Source organism: Brevundimonas mediterranea, from assembly GCF_011064825.1.
Classification (GTDB): domain Bacteria; phylum Pseudomonadota; class Alphaproteobacteria; order Caulobacterales; family Caulobacteraceae; genus Brevundimonas; species Brevundimonas mediterranea_A.
This window is the reverse complement of record NZ_CP048751.1, coordinates 2,364,533-2,383,286: the sequence shown is the minus strand read 5'-3', so window position 1 is coordinate 2,383,286 and position 18,754 is coordinate 2,364,533. Positions and strand designations below refer to the sequence as shown.

Genomic DNA, 18,754 nt, shown 5'->3' with positions numbered 1-18,754 from the left:
AAGAGCTGGCGATGCCCAAGCGCACAGACATCAAATCCATCCTCATCATCGGCGCCGGCCCGATCGTCATCGGTCAGGCGTGCGAGTTCGACTATTCCGGCGTCCAGGCGTGCAAGGCGCTGAAGGCCGAGGGGTACCGGGTCATCCTGGTCAACTCGAACCCCGCCACCATCATGACGGACCCCGAGGTGGCCGACGCCACCTATATCGAGCCGATCACGCCCGAGATGGTCGAGAAGATCATCGCCAAGGAACGCCCCGACGCCCTTCTGCCCACCATGGGCGGCCAGACCGCGCTGAACACCGCCCTGGCCCTGGACGCCTCGGGCGCGCTGAAGAAATACGGCGTCGAGATGATCGGCGCGAAGGCCGAGGTCATCGACAAGGCCGAGGATCGCCAGAAATTCCGTGACGCCATGGACAAGCTGGGCCTGGAGAGCCCCCGCTCCAAGGCCGCCCACTCGATGGAAGAGGCGCTGGAGGGGCTGGAGTACGTCGGCCTGCCCGCCGTCATCCGTCCCTCCTTCACCCTGGCCGGCACCGGCGGCGGCATCGCCTTCAACCGCGAGGAGTTCGAGGAGATCGTGCTGCGCGGCCTCGACCTGTCGCCGACCACCGAGGTGCTGATCGAGGAATCGGTGCTGGGCTGGAAGGAATACGAGATGGAGGTCGTCCGCGACACGGCGGACAACTGCATCATCATCTGCTCGATCGAGAACATCGACCCGATGGGCGTCCACACGGGCGACTCCATCACCGTCGCCCCTGCGCTTACGCTGACCGACAAGGAATATCAGCGGATGCGGACCGGCTCGATCAACGTCCTGCGCGAGATCGGCGTCGAGACCGGCGGATCGAACGTCCAGTGGGCCATCAATCCCGCCGACGGCCGGATGGTGGTGATCGAGATGAACCCGCGCGTGTCGCGTTCGTCCGCCCTGGCGTCCAAGGCCACCGGCTTCCCCATCGCCAAGGTCGCCGCGCGTCTGGCCGTCGGCTACACCCTGGACGAACTGCAGAACGACATCACCCAGGTCACGCCGGCGAGCTTTGAGCCGTCGATCGACTATGTCGTCACCAAGATCCCGCGCTTCGCCTTCGAGAAATACCCCGGTTCGGAGCCCCTGCTGGGCACCTCGATGAAGTCGGTGGGCGAGGTCATGGCCATCGGCCGCACCTTCCAGGAATCGATGCAGAAGGCCCTTCGCGGGCTTGAGACCGGCCTGTCCGGCTTCGACGAGATCGAGATCGAAGGCGTCGCCGACGTCGAGGACGCCGGCGCCGCCCGCGCCGCCGTTGTCCGCGCCCTGGGCATCCCGACGCCCGACCGCATCCGCGTCATCGCCCAGGCCTTCCGCCACGGCCTGACGGTGGAAGAGGTCAACGCCGCCTGTTCCTATGAGCCCTGGTTCCTGCGCCAGATCGCCGACATCGTGCGCGAGGAAGGCCATGTCCGGGTCAAGGGCCTGCCGACCGACCCGACCGAGTTCCGTCGCCTGAAGGCCAAGGGCTTCTCCGACGCCCGTCTGGCCCAGCTGACCGGCGCGACCGAAAAGGCCGTGCGCCTGGCCCGTCGCGGCCTGAACGTCCGCCCGGTGTTCAAGCGGATCGACACCTGCGCGGCCGAGTTCGCCAGCGCCACCGCCTATATGTATTCGACCTATGAGACCGGCGCCCTGGGCCAGATCCCCGAGTGCGAGTCCCAGCCGACGAACAAGAAGAAGGCCATCATCCTGGGCGGCGGTCCGAACCGGATCGGCCAGGGGATCGAGTTCGACTACTGCTGCTGCCACGCGGCCTTCGCCTTCGACGACATCGGCGTCGAGTCGATCATGGTCAACTGCAACCCCGAGACCGTCTCGACCGACTACGACACCTCCGACCGCCTGTATTTCGAGCCCCTGACGGCCGAGGACGTGCTGGAGCTGATCGAGGTCGAACGTTCGAACGGCGACCTCATCGGCTGCGTCGTCCAGTTCGGCGGCCAGACCCCGCTGAAGCTGGCCCACGCGCTGCAGGAGGACAACATCCCTGTCCTGGGCACCAGCGTCGACTCCATCGACCTGGCCGAGGACCGCGAGCGCTTCCAGCAGATGCTGGAGGCCATCGGCCTGAAACAGCCGCCCAACGGCCTGGCCCGCAGCGCCGAAGAGGCCGCGCAAAAGGCGGAAGAGGTCGGCTATCCCGTCGTCCTACGCCCCTCCTACGTCCTGGGCGGTCGCGGCATGATGATCGTTCACGACCGCGAGCAGCTGGACCGCTATGTCCATGAGGCCATGCGCGTCTCGGGCTCGGACCCCGTCCTGATCGACCACTATCTGAACCGCGCCACCGAGGTGGACGTCGACGCCCTGTGCGACGACGAGACGGTCTTCGTCGCCGGCGTGCTGGAACATATCGAGGAAGCCGGCGTCCACTCGGGCGACAGCGCCTGCTCCATGCCGCCCTGGTCCCTGTCGGCCGAGACGGTGGCCGAGCTGAAGCGCCAGACCACCGAAATGGCCAAGGCCCTGAAGGTGCGCGGCCTGATGAACGTCCAGTTCGCCATCGAGGAGCCGCACAGCGAGAACCCGCGCATCTTCGTGCTGGAGGTGAACCCGCGCGCCTCCCGCACGGCGCCCTTCGTGGCCAAGACCATCGGCCAGCCGATCGCCTCCATCGCCGCCAAGGTCATGGCCGGGGTGCCGCTGAAATCCTTCGGCCTGACCGACAAGCCCTATGACCATATCGCGGTCAAGGAAGCCGTCTTCCCCTTCGCCCGCTTCGCCGGGGTGGACACCATCCTGGGCCCGGAAATGCGCTCGACCGGCGAGGTCATGGGCCTGGACTGGAAGCGTGAGGGCGAGGCCGACATGGCCCCCGCCTTCGCCCGCGCCTTCGCCAAGTCCCAGATCGGCGGCGGCACCACCCTGCCCACCGCCGGCTGCGCCTTCGTCTCGGTCAAGGAGGACGACAAGCCCTTCATCGTCGATGCGGTGAAGACCCTGCTGTCCGAAGGCTTCTCCATCATCGCCACCAGCGGCACCCGCGACTATCTGGCCACCCAGGGGATCGAGGTCGGCCTGGTCAAGAAGGTGCTGGAAGGCCGCCCGCACATCGTGGACGCCATGAAGAACGGCGAGGTCCACCTGGTCTTCAACACCACCTCAGGCAAGCAGTCGCTGCAGGACAGCTTCAGCCTGCGCCGCACCGCCCTGATGATGAAGATCCCCTACTACACCACCACCGCCGGCGCCCTCGCGGCGGCCCAGGCCATCGGCGCCATCAAGGCCGGCGACCTGGATGTCCGACCGATCCAGGATTACGCCTGATCACGGACCGGAGGGGCGTGCAGACGCCCCTCCACTTCGCCCTATGACCGACCGTCAGGCCGCGCGGCGCGCGGCGTAGGTTCCACCCGGCAGGGCGCTGATCTCGGCGTAGCGGACCAGGGTGTTGAGCGCCTGGACCACCCGCTGTTCGATCTTCTTGCCGCCGCCCTTGAAGGCGCGCGACACGGCGGCCGCGTCCATCGGACGGCCGGATGCAACCAGAACGGCGCGAATGGCCATGACCTGTTCGCCCTTGTCCTTGGGAAAGACCGGCAGGCTCTTGTCGATGGCGACGACCGTCTCGCCCAGGTCCAGTTGGCCGGACTTGGCGGCGGCGCCCTTGGCGAAGCGCGGAATCTGATAGTCGGGCCGCAGCCAGCGCACATGGCCCGCCGCCTCTTCCGCCGCCCGTTCGGCGTTCAGGGCGACCAGCCGTTCCAGAATCTGCTCGTCGCTCAGGTCGTGGGGCCAGCCATAGGCGTCGGCAGTCGCCCGGTCGATCTGGTCGTGCAGATCCTTCAGGATCAGCACCCGGCCGCGTTCCTTGACGTCCTGATCCTTGGCGTCCAGCGGCGTCCCGGCGCGGATCTTCTCCAGCACATTATAGAGGCCGGTCAGGGTCAGGTCCGGATGCTCGGCCTGCACCGTCTTGCGCGTGGCGTCGAGTTCCTCGCCAAGGTCGCGGAGGGTGGTGCGGATGGCGTCGGTGGGTTCGGGGAAGGGGAATGGGTCGAAGCACCGGACCTTATTGTAGCGCGGTCTATCTTCCAGTGTTCCTCCAGACGCGAGAGACCAAACAATGTGATGTCTCGCCGACAGCATCGCGAGATTGGCGGCGTCAGACATCCCGAAAGCTATCGTCCCGTGCTCGATCAATATCGAGGCGTCTACGAAGAAGAATAAGCGGTGCTTCGCCGTCTCCACAGTGGCCACGTATCGCGGCAAGCCCTGTTTAAGCGCGAAGTAGTCTTCATTGGAGCGCCGGAACTTCCACCAAAATTCTCTCAGTTTTGGGTCCCGATCCGTGGCTCGTTTCGGATAGACGCGCTCCTTTAAGACCTGAAAGATCTGCGGCGCTTTCATTCGCAGAGCCGCCTCGCTGTTGACCGATCGGAGGTCGGATACGAAGACCTCTCGAGGTCCATAGAGAAGATCATCGCCGTTTCTGAGCGGAACGAGAGATTGACGTTCAAATGAATTCATCAGTTCCCAAAGATGATCAATCTCCTTAGGCGTGAACAGGAACCCCCGAGAGCCAAGAGCCGGTCCCATCGACGCCATGCTCTTGTTCGCCATCAAAGCAGAAGTTGCGCTGATGTTGGAGCCGACCGAAAGGTCGGCATTGATCGTTCCGACGCGTTCCAAAAACTCGATACGAGGTTCGTCCGTGTCGAGTCCTTGCTCAAGGATGACCTCTTCGACGCGGCCTTGGGTCGAGCCGAGCGATGCGACCGTCATAGAAATTCTAACTGCTGCCGCGTCCCTTGTGGCTTTGGTCCACGGATGATCAGGAATAGCGTAGATCAGGCTCAAAGGTGTTTTGCCGCCGAGGTGGCGCTCGATTATCCGCCTATTGAAAAACTGACCAATCGAATTGGTAGTCACGAAACCCATTCGTCGCGTTGTACTCTTCTTACGGGCTAGCAATTCAGCAGCCCGGTCCCACCAGTAAAGAACGAAGTCCGCACTCTCGTTCATCAATGGGTTGGCACCTGACAGCGCCGCCACGTAAGCATCACCAAGCGGGCCGCGCATCGCCGCTCCCTTGCCCAAGAACGGCGGATTCCCCACGATGAACTCCGCCGCCGGCCAGTCCGGCCGTCGCGCGTTCGGATAGACCTGAACCGCAACCCCGTCCCTCATCTCGAACTGATGTTCGGGATAGCCGTCCCAGGTCAGGACCGCGTCCTTCTGCTGGATATTGCCGAAGGCCTTCAGGATCGGTTCGGCGGGGTGTTCGACGCTGTTGCGGTAATGCTGTTGCAGATAGCCGATCCACAGCACCAGTTCGGCGATGGCGGCGGCGCGGACGTTCAGTTCGATGCCCAGAAACTGGTGCGGATCGACGGTCTCGAAGCCGATGCCCTCGGTCTCGCCCAGTTCGGCCAGGGCCTCCAGCACCTCGCCCTCCAGCCGCTTCATCAGCTCCAGCGAGACATACAGGAAGTTGCCGGTGCCGCAGGCGGGGTCCAGCACGCGGGTCATGCAGAGCTGATGGTGGAAGGCGCGGACGGCCGCCACCGCCTCCCTGTGCTCGCCCCGTTCGCGCGCATCCCCGGCCTTGACCAGGGCGGCGTTCCAGTCGCCGCGCAACGGCTCCATCACCGTCACCTCGACCAGCCGCTCGACATAGGATCGCGGGGTGTAGTGGGCGCCCAGCTTGCGTCGCTCGCCCGGCTCCAGCGCCTGTTCGACCAGGGTGCCGAAGATGGCCGGCTCCACATAGCGCCAGTCGTGGCTTGAGGCGGCCAGCAGTTCCCCGATCTCCTCGCGTCCCAGGGGGAAGGCCTTGGCGTTCTTGAACAGGCTGCCGTTGAAATGTCTCAGGTGCAGGCCGAAGCCGGCATAGAACCGGCTCTCGTAATCCGGCGCGTCCATGCTCTTCCACAGGGCCTGGAGCATCGGCGCGAAGCTCTCGGGATGGTCCAGCTGGTCCTTCAGCAGGGCGGTGAACCGCCCGCGCGGCAACAGGTCCACATCCTCGGCGAACATGGTGAAGATGCACCGCATCAGGAAATGGGCGACCTCTTCCGCCGGATGCTTCTTCTCCAGCCGTTTCGACACCTCGGCCAGCCGCTCGGCGATCTGGCGGGTGACGCGGGCCGACTCGCGGGTCGGGTCCAGCGAAAGCGGCTCGGTCCAGATCGCCTTCAGCCGTTTGACGATCTTCTCGTCGCGCAGATCCTCCAGCCGGACCCGGAAGCCCTTGCGGTCGGGGAAGTGCGAATAGGCCCGGCCGCTGCCCGAGAAGTCGGCATAGACCTCGAACACATAGCCGACGTCGCAGACGATGATGAAGGGCGGGGCGGCGTGGTCGGCCGGCAGGCGGAAGACATAGTCCTCGGCCTGACGCCGGGCGTTGCGCATCAGCACGTCCCACTTGCCCTGGGACGCGGCGGTTGAGGCGGTTTCGTCCGCCTTGAACAGCGCGCCCTGGCCATCGTCGCGATGCGCCGCCCGCGACTGTTTGGCCTCCAGGATGAAGCAGCCGCGCTTGTACAGGTCGATCCGCAGGGTCGAGGCTAGCCCCTCCGACTCGCGCCGCTTCACGCCTCGCTCGAACACATAGTCGTTGGTGCGGGTGTCGTCGCTGGCCGGATCGGGACGCGGAAGATCCAGGGCTTCGCACAGTTCCGTCAGGAACATCTGATAGTTGGCGCGCTCGGCCCCGCCCCGCGCGGCGCTCCAACGCTCAATGAAGGTGTCGATATCCAATGATGCGCCCCGTGTCCGCGCCACACCCTAGAGTATGATCTCTTGGGGAGGAACCGGCCTTCACCCCCAATGACGCCTTCTTGCCGATCAGACGCCATCCTCTAAGGTGGCCTTAGGGAACAAGGGGATCACGGATGAAACGCGCGATATTGACGACGGCCGCTCTGGCTCTGGCCCTGGCGGCCGGGACGCCCGTCCTGGCGCAGGACGCCGGTCTGAAGGCGGCGGTGAAGGCGGATTATGACGCCAATCTCGCGACCCTGTTCGACTGGTTCCACCGCAATCCCGAACTGTCGGGGCAGGAGGTCCAGACCTCGGCGCGGCTGGCGCGCGAGCTGACGGCGCTCGGCTATCAGGTCACGACCGGCGTCGGCGGCACGGGCGTGGTCGCCGTGCTGAAGAACGGCGACGGGCCCACCGTCATGATCCGCGCCGACATGGATGGTCTGCCCTTGCAGGAACGCTCGGGCCTGGCCAACGCCTCGACGGCGCGCCAGCTGGACGCCGACGGGGTCGAAAAGCCCGTCATGCACGCCTGCGGCCATGATGTGCACATCACCGCCCTGGTCGGCACGGCGCGTCAGATGGCGGCGCGCAAGGCCAACTGGTCCGGCACCCTGGTCCTGATCGGCCAGCCGGCGGAAGAACGGATCTTCGGCGCCCGCGCCATGATGCAGGACGGCCTCTATTCCCGTTTCCCCAAGCCGGACTACGCCCTGGCCTTCCACGTCTCGGCCGACACCCCGACCGGCAAGATCGAGGCCCCGCTGGACATCACCTCGTCCAGTTCGGACAGCGTCGACATTGCGGTGCGCGGCGTAGGCACCCACGGCGCCTATCCGCACCTGGGGGTCGATCCCGTCCTGGTCGCGTCCCAGATCGTGGTCTCGCTCCAGACCCTGCGCAGCCGCGAGGTCAATCCGCTGGAGGGGGCGGTGGTCACCGTCGGTTCGATCCACGGCGGGATCAAGCACAATATCATTCCCGAACAGGTGGATCTGCAACTGACCGTCCGCGCCGACAGCCCCGAGGTTCGCACGACCCTGCTGGACGGCATCGACCGGGTGGCCCGCAACACGGCCCTGGCCCTGAACGTGCCCGAGGACCGACTGCCCGTCGTGACCCGCTCGGCGACCGAGACCACGCCGGCGACCATCAACGATCGCGAGACCGCCCAGCGGGTGCGCGACATCTTCGCCTCGACCTTCGGCCCTGACGTGCTGCGCGACACCCCGCGCGGCGGCATGGGGGCCGAGGACTTCGCCTATTTCGTCCAGCCCGAGACCGGGGTGAAGGGCGTCTATTTCAGCGTCGGCGGCACGCCCGAGGCCGAGCTGGAACAGGCCGCCGGCCACCACTCCCCCCTGTTCAAGATCACGCCGGAACCGGCCGTCACCCTGGGCGTCGAGGCCTCGGTCGCGGCGGCCGAGGGGCTGATGCCCCGCACGAACTAGAGGTCAACTAGGCGGCTTCGGCCGCCGCTTCTTCCCCGTCCTCCCCCGCCACGATCCGCGTCGCCGCCAGATCGCCGGTGACGTTGCCGACGGTGCGGAAGATGTCGGGGATGACTTCGACCGCCAGCAGCAGGGGCAGCACCCCCAGCGGCAGGCCCATGGCCAGGCAGATGGGGCCGACGCTGGCGAAGAAGCTGACCTGGCCCGGCAGGCCGACCGAGGCGATGGACACGGCTATGGCCGTCAGCCCGCCTGCGACCAGGGCGGCCAGGCTCAGCTCCACCCCGTTCAGCTGGGCGACATACAGACAGACCGCCAGATTGGCGACCGGGCTGGTGATGCGGAACACCGCCACCGCCAGCGGCAGGACCAGGCCCGCCGAGGTCTGGGGCACGCCCAGCCAGTCGCGCGCCCGCTCGATCATCACCGGCAGGCTGGCCAGCGACGACTGGGTCGAGACCGCCACCACCTGGGCCGGGGCCACGGCGCGCGCGAACCGGCCCAGCGAGATCCGCCCCCAGACCGTCGCCACGACATAGATGAGCAGGATCAGGCCGATCTGGCTCAGGCAGACGATGGCGACATAATGGGCCAGGGTGCCCGCCACCCCCAGGCCCGCTCTCAGGCCCACGCCCAGCGCCAGGGCGAACACCCCGAACGGCGCGGCCAGCAGCACCCAGTGGACGATCACCACCAGGGTCTCGGCCACCGCCTCGAAGAAGCCGGCCAGGGGTCGGCGCAGGTCGGCCTTGATCCGGGTCGCGGCGAAGCCGAAGGCCAGGGCGAAGACCACCACGGCCAGCACCCCGTCGTCCGCCGCCGCCTTGATCAGATTGGCCGGCGCCAGACTGGCCAGGAAGGCGCGCAGGCCGTCCGTCCGCGCCGCCTCGCCCACCGTCGCCAGCGAATCCGCCGGAACCCCGGCCAACAGGGCCCGCCCCGCCTCCGGATCAATGGGCCACAGCGCCAGCAGCCCCAGGCCCGCCAGGATCGCATAGACCGTCGCCCCGACCAGCAGCAGGCCGAACACCGTCAGCGACCGCACCGCGATCCGCCCCGTCGCCGCCGCGTCGGCGATGGAGACGATGCCCGTCACCAGCAGGCTGAACACCAGGGGGATGACGGTCATCCGCAGGGCGTTCAACCACACCTGGCCCAGGCTCTCGACCACGCCCAGCGCGCCGGTCAGCCAGGGGGCGTCAGTCTCCTGCGCCAGGGCGCCGACGACGACGCCGGCGGCCAGGGCCGCGATGACGAAAAAGCTCAGCGAGGTGAAGAAGGCGGCGACGCGAGATCTGTTCATGACGCACGGCTAGCATCGCTTTCGCCGTCGCGCGCGCCAAACCTTCTGTGATCGGCCTTCAGTTCATGTCGTCGCAGGTCGAAACGCGCCGCCGGCCGAGGCGTTGAGCCGACGAAGGAGATTCCATGTCCCGTCTGCACAAACTCGTTCCCCTGCTCGGCGGCCTGCTGCTGTCCCGGGGCGGCCGCCGCGTCGCCGGGCGTCACGCCGGCAAGCTGGCCCTGGCCACCCTGGCCTATGAGGTCTGGCGCAACCGACGCGAGGGCGCCCGCCCCAAGGTCCGCCCCGGCCCCCGTCCGCGCTGGAGCGGCCGCTCCCCGCGATAGGCCTCGACTTCCGGCCTCACGATGGGGATAGTCGAACCCGTTTGAACGGAGCCTCCATGATCAAAGTCCATCATCTGAACGACAGCCGTTCTCAGCGCGTGCTGTGGCTGCTGGAAGAACTGGGCCTGGACTATGAGGTGGTCCGTTACGAACGGGACGCGACCAGCCGGCTTGCGCCCCCGGAACTGCTGGCCATCCATCCGCTCGGCAAGTCGCCCGTGATCGAGGACGGCGGCGTCACGGTCGCCGAGACCGGCGCCGTGGTCGAGTATCTGCTGGACACCTATGGCGAGGGCCGCCTGCGCCCGGCCGCCGGTTCCGAGGACGCCCGACGCTTCACCTATTGGCTCCACTACGCCGAGGGTTCCGCCATGCCGCCCCTGCTGCTGAAGCTGGTGTTCTCCATGCTGCCGCGGCGCGCGCCCGGCCTCGTCAGACCCTTGGTCAAGAGCATAGCCGCCAAGGCCCTGACCGGTTTCGTCGATCCGCAGCTGCGGGCCCACGTCGGCTTCTGGGAGGACGAACTGGGACGGTCGGAGTGGTTCGCAGGCGACCAGTTCACCGCCGCCGACATCATGATGAGCTTCCCGGTGGAGGCCGGCGCCGACCGGGCCTTCGACCCGGCGACCAAACCCCGACTGAGGGCCTTCCTCGACAAGATCCACGCCCGCCCGGCCTATCGCCGCGCACTGGAACGGGGCGGGGCCTACAGCTACGCCTGAGGCGAAGACACGGCTCGGACGCAACCCGGCGACGTCACGGGCGTTAAGAGCCCATGCAGTTTCGAACCATTCAGATCGTAGCGGGCCTGACGGCGGCGGTAGCCTTCGTTCTGGCCTTCATGGCCGCCGGCGCCGCCCTCGTGTCCGGCCTCTTCATGCTGGCCGGTCTCGCGGCGGTCGCTTGGCTGGCCTACAGCCTGATCAAGGGCGTCGTGCACCGCGACGACAAGTCCGAACCGCCTGCCCGCGCCTGACGCCTCCATCGATAACGGGGCTCGCTCTTGAAATCCTGAACGAGAAACCCTAATATTGATGCCCGGCCGCGCCCGCCCCGCGGCCTTTTGTGTGCCTACTCCGCGTCTTTCCAGTCTCCGGGCGAACCAGAAAAATCACGACACCAATGGAAAAAGTGCCGATGACGGCCGAGGGCTACCGTGTCCTCGACGATCAACTGAAGCAATTGAAGTCGGTCGAAAGGCCGAGCGTCATTGCGGCCATCTCTGAGGCCCGCGAGCATGGCGACCTGTCCGAAAACGCCGAATACCATGCCGCCAAGGAGCGTCAGGGCTGGATCGAAGGCCAGATCGCCGAGATCGAGGACAAGATCAGCCGCGCCCAGGTCATTGACGTGTCGAAACTGTCGGGCAGTCAGGTCAAATTCGGCGCCACGGTCACCGTGGTCGACGAGGACACCGAGGACGAGGCCCGGTACCAGATCGTCGGCGAACACGAAGCCGACGTGAAAAAGGGCAAGGTCTCGATCGCCTCGCCCATCGCGCGCGCCATGATCTCCAAGGAGGTCGGCGACGTGGTCGAGGTCAACACCCCCGGCGGCGTCAAGGCCTACGAAATCCTCAAGGTCGAGTGGAAGTAAGATCGTGACCGACGCCGCAGAAACACACCAGCCTCTGGTGTCGCATGTTTCTGTGGGCGTCTCCGATCTGGAGAAGGCGGGCGCCTTCTATGACGCCGCGCTCGGCGCGTTGGGGATCGGCAGGGTCATGGACCATGTCATGGGCATGGCCTATGGCCGCGCCTTTCCCGAATTCTGGGCCTCCATCCCCCATGACCGCCAGCCATGCTCGGCAGGCAATGGCGTGCATGTCTGTTTCGCCGCATCTGATCGGGACGCCGTTGATCGTTTCCACGCCCAGGGCCTGGCGGCAGGCGGCCGCGATGACGGCGCCCCCGGGTTCCGGCCCGACTACGCGCCGGGCTATTATGCCGCCTTCCTGCGCGACCCTGACGGAAACAAGCTCGAGGCCATGACATGGGTCAGGCCGGCGTCGATCGACGCGTGACCGCCCCCTCGTCTTCCCGCGCCCTGACCATCTGGGTCGTCTCGGACGGCCGCGCCGGGATCGAGAACCAGGCCCTGGGCCTCGCCGAGGCGGTGGAACGCCTGACCCCGGCCGAGATCGCCGTCAAACACATCCGCTGGCGCCCCCTGTTCGACCGCTTGCCGTCGGCCTTCAAGACCCCGGCCATGCTGGCGCCGACGTCCGACCCGCTGACGGCGCCCTGGCCCGATCTGTGGATCGCCACCGGCCGCGCCACCCTGCCGCTCTCGACCCGCGTCAAGGCCTGGAGCCAGGGCCGCACCTTCGTGGTCCAGACCCAGGACCCGCGCTGGTCGAACACCAGCTACGACATGATCGTCGCCCCCGCACACGACGGCCTGTCGGGCGACAATATCTTCGAGATCACCGGCTCGCCCCACCGCATCACGCCCGCGCGGATCGCCCAGGCCGCGCCCGCCTTCGCCGACCGGATCGCCCCCCTGCCCCATCCCCGTGTCGCGGTGCTGATCGGCGGCATATCCAAGGCCTTCGACCTGACCGAGGCCCATGCGGCGGACCTGGCCGACCAGATCGCGGACGCCGTCCGCGCATCCGGGGGATCGCTGATGCTGACCTTCTCGCGCCGCACGCCCGAGGCCGCCAGGGCCGTCATGACCGCGCGCCTGTCCGACCTACCGGGCTGGATCTGGGACGGGACCGGCGACAACCCCCTGTTCGGCTTCCTGCACTACGCCGACCATATCCTGGTCACCGAGGACAGCGCCAATATGGCCGCCGAGGCCGCCTCGACCGGAAAGCCCGTCCACGTCCTGCCCATGATCCCGCTGAAGTCCGGCGACAAGTTCGCCCGGCTGCACGACGACCTGGCCGAACGCGGCGCCACCCGTCCGTTCGACGGGACACTGGACGGCTGGACCTACGACCCCCTGGCCGAAACCGAGCGCGCGGCGCGGGCTGTGCTGGAAGCGATGGGGACACGGTAAATCGCACCCTTCACCTTCGTCATCCTCCGGCAAGCCGCGTCTTCGCGGCGCAGACCGGGGGACCCAGCGGCGCCGAAGGCGAAATCTTTCCGCGGCAAGATGCGGGAAGACCTGGTCCGCGACAGGTTCGCGCTCACGCGCGCCGCTGGGTCCCCCGGTCTCGCTACGCTCGCCGGAGGATGACGAAAGGAGGGATTCAGTCGCCCCCGCCTCCGCCATCCCCACCACCGTCGGAGCCGCCGTCGGAGCTACTGTCCTTGGCTCCGTGACGATGCGTGTCGCCGGCCGGGGTCACCGTCCCGCCGCCGTCCGACCCGTCGCCCTTCTTGGATTTGGCTTTCGTGCTGGAGGCTGCGCCCAGTCCAGCGCCGATGGCGACGCCCAGAGCGATCCCGAGAGCCAGATTGTCCAGGGCCAGGCCCAGTGCGACCCCGATCGCTATCCCCACGCCTATGCCGACCGGAAAGACAGCCGCCTTGTTGTCGCTCATCCCCGCCTCCCTTTGCACCCGAGGCGAGACTAGCATCGCGCAAACGGGAATCAGCGCCTAAATAGGCGTCATGACCCAAGCTCGTACCGTCCGCGTCGCCATCATCGGTTCCGGCCCCGCCGGCTGGACCGCCGCCATCTACGCCGCCCGCGCCTCGCTGAACCCCGTCGTCATCGCCGGCATCCAGCCCGGCGGCCAGCTGACCATCACCACCGATGTCGAGAACTATCCCGGCTTCGCCGAGACCATCCAGGGCCCCTGGCTGATGGAGCAGATGCAGGCTCAGGCCCTGCACGTCGGCACGGAAGTCATCCACGACATCGTCGTCTCCGCCGACCTGTCGCAACGCCCGTTCCGGCTGAAGCTGGACGGCGGCGAGGAGATCCTGGCCGAGACGGTCATCATCTCCACCGGCGCCCAGGCCAAATGGCTGGGCCTGGAGTCCGAGGCCGCCTACCAGGGCTTCGGCGTCTCGGCCTGCGCCACCTGCGACGGCTTCTTCTACCGCGGCAAGGAAGTCGTGGTCGTCGGCGGCGGCAACACCGCCGTGGAAGAGGCGCTGTTCCTGACCAATTTCGCCGCCAAGGTCACGGTGGTCCACCGCCGTGAGGAGTTCCGCGCCGAGAAGATCCTGCAGGACCGCCTGTTCGCCAATCCAAAGGTCGAGGTGATCTGGAACTCGGCGATCGAGGAGATCGTCGGCGTCGTCGACGGCATGGCCAAGAACGTCACCGGCGTGCGGCTGAAGAACGTCCAGGACGGCTCGACGCAGGAAATCCCGGCGGACGGCGTGTTCATCGCCATCGGCCACGCCCCGTCGTCGGAACTGTTCAAGGGCCAGCTCGAAACCAACTCGGGCGGCTATCTGCGGGTCAAGCCGGGCACGGCCGCGACGGCCATCGAGGGCGTCTGGGCTGCGGGCGATGTGACCGACGACATCTATCGCCAGGCTGTCACCGCCGCCGGCATGGGCTGTATGGCCGCGCTGGAGGTCAGCCGTTTCCTAGCCGAGGAAGACCACGCCAAGGCTCACAATCCGATCAGCCACAAGGAAGCGGAAAAGATCGGGGTCTGGTGAACGCCTGCCGCCCGGCCGCCTGAAACCTCAGGGACCGGGAGGACGTCAGGCGAACAGTTGCAGGCCCGGCGGCGCGTATTCCACCGGCTCGCCGTGTCTGCAGCGAAGGGCGTAGTCGATCGCCTTCTGGACGCATCGCTCGTCGGTCGGCTTCGACAGGACGCCGATGGCGCCGGCCACGCCGTCGCGCACCATGCCGGGATTGGCCGTCATGAACAGGACGGTCACGCCCATGTCCTGACCCAGTTCCCGACCCAGACTGATGCCGGTGGGTCCGTCGGAGAGGTGGATATCGACGAGGGCCAGATCCACATCGATCTCTCGCGCCATGTCGCGCGCGCCCTTCGCCGTCGTGGCCACGCCGACGACCTCATGACCCAGATCCTCCAGGACGAAGCGCAGTTCCATGGCGACCAGGGCTTCGTCTTCGATGATGAGGATACGCGCGGTCATGGATACTGAACTTGTGTGCGGGAACGAACACAACGCAGATGGAAGGGATCGGTTTCAGGCCAAGGCGATCTAATGCGCCTTTTCGGCCGCCCTGCGACGGGAAAGCGCCGTGGCCGGCAAATCCACCAGGATTCGAAGGCCTTCGGGACGCCAATCCCGAACCAGCCGCCCGCCCAGCTGGCCTTCGACGGACAGCGATGCCAGGGACGATCCGAAGCCCGTTCGTGTCGGCGCCTCTGAAACAGGGGGGCCGCCGGTTTCGATCCAGGTCAGGATGAACCGGTCCTCTTCCCGCCGCGTCGCCAGATCCACCCGCCCCCCGGTCCGGGACAGGGCCCCGTACTTGGCGGCGTTGGTCGCCAGTTCATGGAACAGCAGGGCCACCGACGTCGCCGCCTGATCGTCGAAAACCGCGTCGTCGCCCGCGAGATGGACCCGGGCCGCGCCTGCGTCATCGGCATAGGCCTGGAACAGGTCGGACAGGAAGGCGTGCAGCGTATTGGCGCCGACCGTCGGCTGCGACGTCTCGGTGTGCGGCCGCACGAACTCGTGGGCGCGCGCCAGGGCCGTGATTCGCGTCCGCAAGGAGGCGGCGAACGCCCGCGCCTCCGGGTACTGCCGCGCCGACAGGGCCACCAGGGCCGTGATGACGGCGAAGATGTTCTTGATGCGGTGGCTCAGCTCCTGGCTGATCAGTTCGCGGCCCTGCTCCAGCCGCTTCAGCTCATCGATGTCGGTGCAGGTGCCGAACCAGCGGCTGATTTCGCCGTCCGGGTTCCGCACGGCCGCCGCCCGCCCCAGGGTCCAGCGATAGACGCCGGAATGGTGTTTCAGCCGGTATTCGATCTCATAGGGTTCGCCGGTCGCCAGGCATCGCCTCCAGCGCTCCATCGCTCTGGGCTGGTCCTCGGGATGGAACATGTCGGTCCAGCCCTCGCCGTCGGTCGATCCGGCGGGCACGCCGGTGAACTCGTACCAGCGCGCATTGTAGTAATCGTGGAAGCCGTCCGGTCGCGTCGACCACACCATCTGCGGCATGGCGTCCGCCAGGACCCGAAACTGGGCCTCGCTGGCGCTGAGCCGCGCGGCGATGGCCTCCAACTCGGCGTCCGCCTGTTTCCGGTCGGTGATATCCACGACGACGCCCGAAAACCGCACGGGCGCGCCGGTCGGATCGAAATAGACCTGGCCGCGGGCCACGATCCAGCGCGCCTGGCCCTGGGCGTCGCGCACCCGGTACTCGCTATGGAAACGACCTTCCCCCGACATGGCGGCCTGAATCTCCGCCTGGACCCGCGCTTCGTCCTGGGGATCCACGGATCGGGTGAAGTCGGCGATCGGCGCGCCCGCGCGGGCCACGACGGGATCGACGCCGTACATGGCCGCGAACCGTTCGTCGGCGACGACCCGGTCCGCCACGATGTCCCAGTCCCATGCGCCGACATAGTTCGACGCCTGCAACGCCCGGCGGGTGGTGTCCTCGCTTTCCTCGCGCTGGCGCAGAACGCGGCGCAGCTCCAGCTGGGACATGACCTGATCGGCCAGGGTCTGCAGCGCCATCTGCTGCAGATCGGTCAGTCCCTCGGGACGCGCCTTGGTGTCGAGCACGCACAGGGCGCCCAGCGGCACGCCGTCCTGCGTCTTCAACAGCCGCCCGGCGTAGAAACGCAAATGGGGTTCGCCCGTCACCAGGGGATTGGCGGCGAAGCGCGGGTCCAGGGACGCGTCGCGCACCACCATTCCGTCCGCCTGCAACAGCGTATGGGCGCAGAAGGAGGTGGCCAGAGGCGTCTCTCGCACGCCCAGACCTGCCTCGGCCTTGAACCACTGGCGGTCTGCATCGATCAGATTGACCACGGCGATGGGCGCCTCGCAGATCCGCGCGATCAGGGCGACGATGTCGTCGAAGGCGGCCTCCCGGTCGGTGTCCAGGACCCCGTAGTCCCGAAGGATCGCCAGGCGCTTGGACTCGTCCCACCGCGGACTGTCTTTATCGGCGTGGGTCAAGCAGGCGTCCTCGCTGGGCCGGTCGTTCCGGCCGATCATGTGAATGCTCTGCCCACGCGAAGCGTTGCAAAGCGCGGGTCGGCTCGTTTCAGGACGCCGGTCGGCCGACTTCCTCGACCGGCATGTCCGCCACGCCTTCGGGCGCGACCGCGACGGCTGCAGCGGGCTGTTCCAGCGTGCGCAGCCGGGCGTTTATGGCGACGACTTCCTCCTGGGTCGGCAGGCGACGGCCGCCCAGACTGACCACGCCGACGACGCGTTGCTGGCCGTTGATCTCGACGGTCTTGATCGGCGCATCCCCGCCCGGCGCCGCCACAGTGTCCGGATCGGCGCCCCCGGTCGCCTGACCGGGCTGGACGCCCGGCCGCGGCCGCGAGAACCGCGCCTCGTCGATCACCGGCTCATGGCCCTTGTAGACGGTGCGGAAGGCGGCGGTTTCGCCGTACAGGCCCTTCCAGCGATAGAAGACATGCACGCCGATCTTGTTGACCCGGGCCACCGACGGCGACCACCAGGGGTTCACATAGTCGGCGTGGTAATGGGTGGCGGTCCCGACCTGCTGGGCGACCGCGCCGTTCAGCGCCTTCTCCGCCACCTTGCGCGCCCGCTCCCAGGCCCAGGCGACCGGCGCCTGGGACAGGGATCCGTCGCAGGTGAAGCTGAACTGACAGCCCGTGGTCCGCTCGGCGCCCTCGAATACGACGCCGCAAATGGTGTTGGCGTAGTTGGGATCGCGCACCCGGTTCAGCACCACCTGGGCCACGCCGGCCTGACCGGCGCCCGGCTCCAGCGCCGCTTCGAAATAGACGGCCTGGGTCAGGCATCGCAGGGCGCGGCGCCGATCCTCGGCGCTGCCTTTGAAGACGAAGGACCGGGCGGGACGCAGGGCGCCGGTCGCCAGGATCGCCCCGTCGGTGGAATAGGCCGCCGGCTGCAGCAGGCTGGGGTCATGACGCTGCGCCAGGGCCAGTTGCGAAGGCGTCAGTCGCCCTTTCACGGCGTCCAGCCCCTGAGCGCTCATGTCCCCGCCGGTGATCCGGGCCACGGCCTCGGCCGTGCGGTCGGCGTCGGGACGCACGCTGGACCCGGCGGCCATGGCGACGCCCAGCACCGCGCCGGCCGCGGGCAGAGCCGCCGCCGAGCGCTTCAGCGCCGTCCAGATCATCTTCCAGTGGGCCAATGTCATTCAAATCCAGGAAGGAGACGACGCTCCGGGAGCCGGAGCGTCGTCGTCGTCAGCCCTATGCGCGGACTTCGGGGCCGTTTTCGGGCGCCCGCAGACCGATGTTATCGGCCGCCGAGCGTGGAGCGCAGCATCCAGGCGAACTTTTCGTGCGAGCCCAGGCGCTGGGTCAGCAGATCGACGGTCACGTCGTCTCCATCGCCGTCGGCCACGTCCAGAGCCGCCCGCATGGTGGCGATCAGGGTCTCGTGGTCGCGCATCAGCTCGCGCAGCATCTCGGGCGCGTCCTTTTCCGGGTCGCCGTCGCGGATGCTGGTCAGATTGGCGAAGGTGCCATAGCCCTGAGGCGCGAACTCGCCCAGCGCCCGGATGCGTTCGGCGATGTCGTCCAGCGCCTCCCACTGGTCGCGATACTGCTGCTCCAGCAGATTGTGCAGGGCGAAGAACTCCGGCCCCCGCACGTTCCAGTGATAGCCGTGGGTCTTCAGATAGACGGCGTAGGCGTCGGCGAGAACGCGTGTCAGCTGTTGGGCGACGTCGCCACGCTCGGTCTGGGACAGGCCGGTGTCGATCGTGTCAGTCATGTTGCGCTCCATGGGTTGATTAACTTTACGCCGGAACGGGTCCGGTCGAATATGGCTGTCAGGAACGCGAAGCGCGAGCGAGCGTTGCATGGACAAGCGTCACTTTAGAACGACGCGTCGGGAG

16 protein-coding genes are annotated in these 18,754 nt (G+C 67.3%); 9 read left to right on the top strand and 7 right to left on the bottom strand.

What is annotated here, in order from left to right:
• The first annotated feature begins 11 nt into the window (after window positions 1–11).
• The gene (gene carB, locus GYM46_RS11660; protein ID WP_008260617.1) at window positions 12–3,311 is read left to right on the top strand and encodes a carbamoyl-phosphate synthase large subunit; all 3,300 of its coding nucleotides are present in this window, start codon (window positions 12–14) and stop codon (window positions 3,309–3,311) included.
• 54 nt (window positions 3,312–3,365) lie between these two features.
• On the opposite strand, the gene GYM46_RS11655 is transcribed toward carB, so the two are convergent.
• Window positions 3,366–6,746, bottom strand: a complete 3,381-nt coding sequence (locus GYM46_RS11655; RefSeq protein WP_008263410.1) for a class I SAM-dependent DNA methyltransferase — start codon at window positions 6,744–6,746, stop codon at window positions 3,366–3,368.
• A gap of 134 nt (window positions 6,747–6,880) precedes the next feature.
• Here GYM46_RS11655 and GYM46_RS11650 point away from each other — a divergent pair, with 134 nt between their 5' ends.
• Window positions 6,881–8,200 (top strand): amidohydrolase, encoded by a 1,320-nt coding sequence (locus GYM46_RS11650; protein ID WP_008262376.1) that lies wholly within the window; start codon window positions 6,881–6,883, stop codon window positions 8,198–8,200.
• A 7-nt stretch (window positions 8,201–8,207) separates the two neighbouring features.
• On the opposite strand, the gene GYM46_RS11645 is transcribed toward GYM46_RS11650, so the two are convergent.
• Window positions 8,208–9,503 carry a dicarboxylate/amino acid:cation symporter gene (locus tag GYM46_RS11645; protein WP_008260092.1) on the bottom strand — a complete coding sequence of 432 codons (1,296 nt, stop codon included), beginning with the start codon at window positions 9,501–9,503 and terminating at the stop codon, window positions 8,208–8,210.
• A gap of 125 nt (window positions 9,504–9,628) precedes the next feature.
• On the opposite strand from GYM46_RS11645, the gene GYM46_RS11640 reads away from it, so the two are divergent.
• From GYM46_RS11640 to GYM46_RS11615, 6 genes are all read left to right on the top strand, one after another.
• Window positions 9,629–9,829 carry a hypothetical protein gene (locus GYM46_RS11640; protein ID WP_008264128.1) on the top strand — a complete coding sequence of 67 codons (201 nt, stop codon included), beginning with the start codon at window positions 9,629–9,631 and terminating at the stop codon, window positions 9,827–9,829.
• A 56-nt stretch (window positions 9,830–9,885) separates the two neighbouring features.
• Complete coding sequence (locus GYM46_RS11635) at window positions 9,886–10,551, top strand: glutathione S-transferase family protein (protein WP_008258644.1); 666 nt, start codon at window positions 9,886–9,888, stop codon at window positions 10,549–10,551.
• A 53-nt stretch (window positions 10,552–10,604) separates the two neighbouring features.
• Window positions 10,605–10,805: a hypothetical protein gene (locus tag GYM46_RS11630; protein ID WP_008259424.1), complete on the top strand. Its 201-nt coding sequence runs from the start codon at window positions 10,605–10,607 to the stop codon at window positions 10,803–10,805.
• Between the two features lie 146 nt (window positions 10,806–10,951).
• Window positions 10,952–11,425 carry a transcription elongation factor GreA gene (gene greA, locus GYM46_RS11625; RefSeq protein ID WP_008260399.1) on the top strand — a complete coding sequence of 158 codons (474 nt, stop codon included), beginning with the start codon at window positions 10,952–10,954 and terminating at the stop codon, window positions 11,423–11,425.
• Between the two features lie 4 nt (window positions 11,426–11,429).
• Window positions 11,430–11,852 (top strand): VOC family protein, encoded by a 423-nt coding sequence (locus tag GYM46_RS11620; protein ID WP_040349726.1) that lies wholly within the window; start codon window positions 11,430–11,432, stop codon window positions 11,850–11,852.
• A complete protein-coding gene (locus GYM46_RS11615) occupies window positions 11,849–12,835 on the top strand; it encodes a mitochondrial fission ELM1 family protein (RefSeq protein WP_040350176.1) in 987 nt (328 codons plus the stop codon). Before GYM46_RS11620 ends, GYM46_RS11615 begins: the two co-directional genes overlap by 4 nt.
• Window positions 12,836–13,031: 196 nt before the next feature.
• Here GYM46_RS11615 and GYM46_RS11610 read toward each other — a convergent pair whose 3' ends face one another.
• Complete coding sequence (locus GYM46_RS11610; RefSeq protein WP_008262681.1) at window positions 13,032–13,325, bottom strand: hypothetical protein; 294 nt, start codon at window positions 13,323–13,325, stop codon at window positions 13,032–13,034.
• A 70-nt stretch (window positions 13,326–13,395) separates the two neighbouring features.
• Between GYM46_RS11610 and trxB the strand changes: the two genes are divergently transcribed.
• Complete coding sequence (trxB, locus tag GYM46_RS11605) at window positions 13,396–14,403, top strand: thioredoxin-disulfide reductase (RefSeq protein ID WP_008264248.1); 1,008 nt, start codon at window positions 13,396–13,398, stop codon at window positions 14,401–14,403.
• Between the two features lie 45 nt (window positions 14,404–14,448).
• Here the strand turns inward: trxB and GYM46_RS11600 are convergent, their stop codons facing one another.
• The 4 genes from GYM46_RS11600 to GYM46_RS11585 form a co-directional block, all read right to left on the bottom strand.
• Window positions 14,449–14,856, bottom strand: a complete 408-nt coding sequence (locus GYM46_RS11600) for a response regulator (RefSeq protein ID WP_008261670.1) — start codon at window positions 14,854–14,856, stop codon at window positions 14,449–14,451.
• A gap of 69 nt (window positions 14,857–14,925) precedes the next feature.
• Complete coding sequence (locus tag GYM46_RS11595) at window positions 14,926–16,863, bottom strand: PAS domain-containing protein (RefSeq protein ID WP_197019796.1); 1,938 nt, start codon at window positions 16,861–16,863, stop codon at window positions 14,926–14,928.
• Between the two features lie 88 nt (window positions 16,864–16,951).
• Window positions 16,952–18,049: a cell wall hydrolase gene (locus tag GYM46_RS11590; protein ID WP_008263730.1), complete on the bottom strand. Its 1,098-nt coding sequence runs from the start codon at window positions 18,047–18,049 to the stop codon at window positions 16,952–16,954.
• A gap of 101 nt (window positions 18,050–18,150) precedes the next feature.
• Window positions 18,151–18,630 (bottom strand): Dps family protein, encoded by a 480-nt coding sequence (locus tag GYM46_RS11585; protein ID WP_035310050.1) that lies wholly within the window; start codon window positions 18,628–18,630, stop codon window positions 18,151–18,153.
• Between the last annotated feature and the right edge of the window lie 124 nt (window positions 18,631–18,754).